A 6357-nucleotide genomic window follows, 5' to 3' on the forward strand; every position below is an offset into this window, starting at 1 on the left:
GAGGATTTTCAATCATCTTTCTTCTTGTCTTTTTCTTCATCATCGTGGTCATCATTTGACTCGTTATCACCTTTTTTCTCATCATGCTCTTCTTCGTGGCGTTCATCGTCATCGTCGGATGGTTGGGTGGTTTCGGCGTCGTCGTTGGGTGAGGGGGGTGTCCGGTCGGCCTCGGCAATTTCAGCATAGACGATATGCCCCGTCATGGCGTCCACGTACACTTCGCTCCCAAAGCGGAATTTCACTTCCCAGACAGTCGTGCCGTGTTTTTGCTCTTGCTTGGTTTCGACCACGTCGCCGCCACCCAGATATTGGCGGGCAATCTCAGCGGCGCGATTGGCGTCAATGGTTTGCGCTTGAGCAGGCGCAGACGTTGGTGTGGCAAGTGTGACCACGCGCAAGGTGGCGGTTGGGATAGGCGTGGGTGGGATGGGTGTGGGTGATGGAGACGCGCCACCAGGTGCAGGCGGTGGAGTTGCCGGTATGGGTGTGGATGTGGCGAGGCTCGTTTGGGGTGTCGGTGTATTGCGCGACGATGATTGCAGTGTGTTTAACCGCTCCTCCAGAGCGCTGACCGTCGCAGCCAGGTCGGGGGTGAGTGTGGCGCGCGGGGAGGCGGGTGCTCGCGTTGTCGGCGCAGGGCGCGCCAGCCAGGCGCCGGTTACGACGCCCACGATAAAGGTGATGATGAGAATAAGTATTCCTGCCAAAAAATGGGTTGTATCCCGACGCATCTTTTTCCCGCCTCCCCACAGCCTCTGAAAAGGGCCGCCTTGGTTTTATCTTATCGTCCCGGAGCACTTTGTCGAATAGTTGTGCGCAAGCCGGCAATCAGCGCCTCTTTTTCTTGCTGAGAGAGATTGGCTTCGGGATGGAGCAAGACGTAGTAGATGGGCGGCATTTCCCCTTTTTGAATTACTTTGGTGATTTCGTCCAGTTCCTCCTGCCGACGATTCCATTCAGAGAAGTTGAGTTTGCGGCGCCCTTCTTCAACGTCGTGTTGAATGAGCCATGAGGCGGGCGCCACATTGCTGTACCAGGGCCACACGCTTTCGTTGCTGTGGCAATCGAAACAGGCGCGGCGCGCCAATTCACGGGTTTGCGGGCTATCCCACGCAGGTTCTTGTACCACGGGTGGGTTGTTGTGATTGCGCCCGTAGGGCACCAACTGAATGAGGACGAAGAGCCCGACCAGCGCCAGGGCAATCTGTTTCCAGTAGTGTGCGAGGCGTTGCAAGCGTGCAAGCATGGTGTTTCATCTCCTTTTCTGTGTTGGTTGGTGTGGTGTGTTGGCACCTGGCATGCAAACAGGATACGTGCTCTGATGCACGTACCCTGCTTGTCCTCAAGAGATTTCAATCTCAATCATCATCGTGGTCATCGCCGTGGTCGTCATCGTGGTCATCGTCGTGGTCGTCGTGCTTTTCCTTCTTCTCGTGGTCATCGTCATGCTCGTCGTGTTCATCGTGTTCGTCATGCTCTTCATGCTCATCGTCGTCATCACGATGTGTCGGTGGTGGTGTAGCCAATCCGTTGTAGAGAATCGCGCCGGTGTTGGCGTCCACGTAGACCATTCCGCGGTCGAAGGGGACTTCGTAAGCCGGCGTTCCTTCAAAGAGCACCAGTTCCGGCTGACCAACCAGCGCCGCACCGTTGGCCACGCTTTGAGCGATGCCGGCCGCTTGCGCGGGCGTGACGGCGAATTGCGGCGCAGGCGGTTGCGTGTTTGTGGTGGCGGGGTGGCTCATGGCGGCATTGGCCGTTTGGGCTTGCGCCTGGGCTTGTGCCGCCTGGACGGCTGCCAATTGTTCCGCCATTTGCTGCGCCATTTGTTCGGCTTGGGCTTGTGCCGCCTGGGCTTGCTGGGCGATGTTCGCCAGTTCTTGCTGCTTGGCGTAGGCGGCTTGCAATTGCCGGTTGGCTTCATCCAGCAGTTGGCGGTATTGGGCTTCACGCTGTTGGATGATGGTTTCGACCGCCGGCATGAGCGATTGCTCGATGGTGGCAGCGGCCTGGGCGTTCGGATCAACGGTGACGTCCATGGGTTGTGGCTGTTGCACCGGCATGTCAGCCGCGGCAACGTCTTGCACCACGGTCGGTTGCGCGGCGGCCTGCTCATTGTTGTTCATCGCGCCGACCAGCGCCCCGGCAATGACCAGAATGAATGAGGTCAAAACGGCTGAGATAAAGAATGCTAAACGGTTCATCGTTCCCTCCTTGTGTTCACTGCGTGTTCCTTTTGACGCTTTTCAGTGTAGGGAAACCGGGGCGGGTATGGTTAATGGGGTGTTAGTGCATTGTTAAGGGGCTTTTAACGCAAAACGGCCGAGGGCATTGCCTCGGCCGTTTGTGTGTGTGTGCGTGCTTACTGTGACGTGATGCGCACCATGGGCAACTGCGCCACGTCGTCGGGTGTGAGGTCGTCGAGTGTGCCTTCCTTGATGGATGGGTAGGTGCTCAACGCTTCCTCTTGGGTGGGGGTAAAGCCTTCGGGATAGGCCACGTCAATAATGCGCGTATGGTTGATGTCGGCCGGCGCGCCGCCCAAACGCCATTGCGAAGCGGTCGGTTCAACGTCGCGCACACGCCAGACGCCCGCCGACGGGAACCCTTCTTGACTGAGTACCACCGCCAGATAGCCCCATTCCGTCGGGGTGAGGGCGTCGGGTGTTGTGCCCAGCGCCTCAGCGAGTGTGGCTTTGGGCACGCGAATGGTGATGCGCTTTTGCGTCGGGTCGCTGACGATGTTGAGCATATCCGCGGAGCCAAATTCCTCAGGCCCTTCTGCCCCCGGCACGAAGATGCCCGGCGTCCAGCCTTCCGCCCAGATGGCGATATCCCAGGCTTCGTTTTCGGGTGTGGCGGCGTTGCGCCCCGGCAGGAGCAGGCGCGCGCCGCCTTCCTTGGCGTCAATGTAGATGTCCACGGTGTGAATGCCCATGCCGTTGGGCGCGCCCCACTCGTTGTTCAAGCCGCCGCGTGTGGTGATGCGGAAGATGAGGTTGTTGTCGTCTTCGGCGACGGCAAACTCGGTGATGTCGTATGCGCCCGGCGTGAAGACGGGGTCGAGCGGGTAGGTGTAGGTGCCGGGACCGTGGTCGTCGCCCTCAGGGTCGGTGATGGCGAGGATGGGCGTCGTCAGCCCCAGGTCGGGTACGACGATTTGCAAGGGACCGCCCGATGGCACGATTTGGATGTCGCGTTGCAGGTCTTCGCTGACAATCGCGCGCATGGTGAACGTGGCGCCCGCGTCCGGCTTGCCGATGAGGTCGTACGGCAAGGCGACTTCGAGCACATTGCCGCTGACGCCGAACGTGATAGCCTCGGTTTCAACGGCTTCGTACTCGCCGCGCACGTTGGGCGTGTAGAGCGCCGCTGAGGCCGTATCGCCCTGCACGGTCACTTCCACCAGGGCGTTCACCCCAAAACCGAGCGGGGTTTGCTGGTTGCCGTTGGCGGTTTCCACATGCGAGAAGAACGATTCCGCGCCGCCGCTGGGCAAACGCAGGTAGAACCCCAGGCGCACCTCGTCGGCGACGTCAGCCCAGGCGCGGCGTCCATCCAGGCGCAGGTAGAGCGTGTTGGCGTCGAACCCGTACCAGAGCCGGTCAACCACCTGATTGGGCGTTGCTTGTACGCCGCCTTCTTCGATGTAGTAGCCGGCGCCTTCCCATTCGCCTTCTTCGCCCACGCCGTCAATGGTGGGGCTGATGAGCGCACTTGGCCCCGCCTGAGGCGGCAAGGCCTCTTCGGGGATGATGGGCACTTTCAGGAACGTCGGCACCGGTTCGCCCATGAGTTCATACACACGTTGCAACGTCTGGCGGAATTGGGCATCAAAACTGGCGTCGTCGCCGCTGTTCTGGTCGCTTCCATACCACCAGAACCAGTCGCTCCCTTCGGCGGTGTAGATGGCGTCCATAACCGCCGCCGCGGTTTCATCGTCCAAACGGTTGAGGCGGCGCGCCACAAACTCGCGCACGCGCCCCAGATACTCCCATGCGCGGTTTTCTTCTTCCTCGCCAATCCAGGTGGTGTAGTCCGGGCTGACCCACGAACCAGCCCACAACTCTTCAATGCGCGGCTGGTCGGGGTATTGGGCGATGAATTCGGACGGCGTCACGGTTTGCAACACGCCTTCGGCCTGGGCTTCTTCCAGCAACTGGTACATGGTGTTGAGGAACTCTTTGCCGTCGTTGTCATAATGCTCCCAGGCGTTTTCCCCGTCCAGAATCACGCTGACTAGGTGGGGACCCTCCGCCCCTTGGGCTTGCAATTCCTCGCGAATAAGCCGCAAGCGGCGCACAAAATCTTGTGCGGCGGCGGTCCCTGACATGCCGCTGTACGTGAAGCCGACTTTGTCGCTCAGCACCTTGTCGCGGAAGATGATGTACACTTGCCCGTTGCGGCTACTGACGATATAGGGGCGATAGAGTTCGTCGGGTGAACGCACCACCTCGCGGGCGTCGCGGTTGAAACCGGTCTTCCCAAGGCTGCGGGCGAGCACTTCCTCATCGCTTGCCATCCACTGCACATTGGCGCCCGCCACAATGCCGACAATTTCTTGCGCCACAGCCCCCTCAGCCGGCCACATGCCGGTCGGCGCGCGCCCGAATGTTTCTTCGTAGAACTGCACACCCTTCTCAACCTGGGCAATCGCGTCCACGCCGTAGGCGAAACGGGGCGGCAAGGGCAGGTCGGGTGTGGCTTTGCGCGCCAGGTTGGTATCCACCAGCAAGGGCAAGATGGGGTGGAAGAACGGCGTAAACGTGACTTCGATGCGCCCTTCATCTTGCAGGCGTTTGTGCAGGGGAATCACCTCGGCAATCAGGCGGCGATGCTCCGCCAGCACGATCGCCTTCTCCTCTTCGGTGAAGTTGCGCCCTTTTTCGACCAGGGAGGCCAGCGGTTCTTGCGCCAACCAATCGGGGTCGGTCCAGCCCAGGTTGAAGAGGACTTGCAGGTCGCGCCAGGTCTGTTCATCCCACGTTTGCCAGTTGTCGCGGTCGTTGGCGATTTCCTGGTAGCGTGGGAAGCGGGCGATGATTTTGGGGTTGATGTCGAAAAAGCGCGCCTGGATGAAGGCTTTGTCCTCGTCCGTCAATTGGTCGGCGGGAATTTCGGTGTACACCTCGTAGAGGTCTTTCGCCCCCTGTTCCAGGTCAATCAACTGGCGCAGGAGCGAGGGCGTCAGGTTGAAGGTGGCTTTGATGCTGGGGTAGCGTTCCAGAATCGCCGCCATGTCCACGTAGTCTTTGGCGGCATGGACGCGCACCCACGGTTTCTGGTACACGCCCGTTGCGGGGTCTTTGAAATAGACGGGTTGGTGCTGGTGCCAGATAAGCGCCACATAGAGCGGCTCTTCGCCGGGTACGGCTTCCGGTTCGCTCGTGGCGGTCGGTTCCGCCTGTTCCTCAGCGCCGACGGTCGGCGATGGTGCGCTCGTGGAGGTGGGTTCTGGCGTGGGCGTTGTGCGGCACGCACCCAATGCCAGCAACAACAGAAGCGAAAGCAGGGCGGGGTACACTCGTCTCATCGTCTCCACTCCTCGTGTTGAGAACGTTCCCAAAAGTAGCGGCTGGACTATACCACAAGGGGCGGGGCTGGGCAAGTCATGCCGGCGGCAGGGTGCAGAAGCAACCCAACGTCGGTTCGGGGTGGGAATGGTCTCGATTTGCGTTTTTAGCACTCGTGCATATACTCTGCTAGCGCTCACAGGTGGTGAGTGCTAAACCAGAACAGTGATGAATGCCAAACCGAAGGAGGATTGCGCATTATGGCTACCAAACTGCAGCCGTTGGGTGATCGCGTGATTGTGGAACCCATTGAACGCGAAGCCACAACCCCCAGTGGCATTGTTTTGCCCGAAACGGCGAAAGAACGCCCCATGGAAGGTGTTGTGCTGGCTGTTGGCCCTGGCCGCTTGCAAGATGACGGCACCTACAAGCCGCTGGATGTCGCCGAAGGCGATCGCGTCATTTACGCCAAGTACGCCGGTACCGAAGTGAAACTCGATGGCGACAAGAAAGTGCTCATCCTCAAAGAGCAAGACATTCTCGCGAAAATTGTTGAATAATCCCATTACGGAGGGTTGAGAGATGGCGAAGCAAATCAAATTCTCGGAAGAAGCACGCCGTGAACTGAAACGCGGTGTGGATACGCTGGCGAACGCCGTCAAGACGACGCTGGGTCCCAAGGGGCGCAACGTCGCGCTGGACAAGAAGTGGGGCGGTCCCACGGTCACGCATGACGGTGTGACGGTGGCGAAGGAAATCGAACTGGAAGACCCCTTCGCCAACATGGGCGCGCAGATGCTCAAGGAAGCCGCCACCAAGACCAACGACGTGGCCGGCGACG

At 59.9% G+C, this 6357-nt stretch carries 6 protein-coding genes; 2 read left to right on the forward strand and 4 right to left on the reverse strand.

Annotated features, from left to right (window positions below; translation table 11 throughout):
• Nucleotides 1-8 precede the first annotated feature (8 nt).
• The 4 genes from SE16_RS10870 to SE16_RS10885 form a co-directional block, all read right to left on the reverse strand.
• A complete protein-coding gene (locus SE16_RS10870) occupies nt 9-710 on the reverse strand; it encodes a PepSY domain-containing protein (protein ID WP_201782267.1) in 702 nt (233 codons plus the stop codon).
• Nucleotides 711-784: 74 nt separating this feature from the next.
• Nucleotides 785-1249 (reverse strand): heme-binding domain-containing protein, encoded by a 465-nt coding sequence (locus tag SE16_RS10875; RefSeq protein WP_054492013.1) that lies wholly within the window; start codon nt 1247-1249, stop codon nt 785-787.
• A 112-nt stretch (nt 1250-1361) separates the two neighbouring features.
• A complete protein-coding gene (locus SE16_RS16025; protein WP_054492014.1) occupies nt 1362-2207 on the reverse strand; it encodes a PepSY domain-containing protein in 846 nt (281 codons plus the stop codon).
• Between the two features lie 158 nt (nt 2208-2365).
• On the reverse strand, nt 2366-5536 hold the full coding sequence (locus SE16_RS10885; protein ID WP_082373955.1) for a glucodextranase DOMON-like domain-containing protein: 3171 nt from the start codon (nt 5534-5536) through the stop codon (nt 2366-2368).
• Between the two features lie 240 nt (nt 5537-5776).
• On the opposite strand from SE16_RS10885, the gene SE16_RS10890 reads away from it, so the two are divergent.
• Nucleotides 5777-6076, forward strand: a complete 300-nt coding sequence (locus tag SE16_RS10890) for a co-chaperone GroES (protein ID WP_054492016.1) — start codon at nt 5777-5779, stop codon at nt 6074-6076.
• A 22-nt stretch (nt 6077-6098) separates the two neighbouring features.
• On the forward strand, nt 6099-6357 hold a 259-nt coding region (locus SE16_RS10895; protein WP_330218587.1), incomplete at its 3' end, for a TCP-1/cpn60 chaperonin family protein.

The organism is Ardenticatena maritima (assembly GCF_001306175.1).
GTDB lineage: Bacteria > Chloroflexota > Anaerolineae > Ardenticatenales > Ardenticatenaceae > Ardenticatena > Ardenticatena maritima.

Excerpts from the sequence above, each read along its gene's own strand:
- SE16_RS10875 (WP_054492013.1), bottom strand. The coding sequence starts at position 1,249 with ATGCTTGCACGCTTGCAACGCCTCGCACACTACTGGAAACAGATTGCC.
- SE16_RS16025 (WP_054492014.1), bottom strand. The coding sequence starts at position 2,207 with ATGAACCGTTTAGCATTCTTTATCTCAGCCGTTTTGACCTCATTCATT.
- SE16_RS10885 (WP_082373955.1), bottom strand. The coding sequence starts at position 5,536 with ATGAGACGAGTGTACCCCGCCCTGCTTTCGCTTCTGTTGTTGCTGGCA.
- SE16_RS10890 (WP_054492016.1), top strand. The coding sequence starts at position 5,777 with ATGGCTACCAAACTGCAGCCGTTGGGTGATCGCGTGATTGTGGAACCC.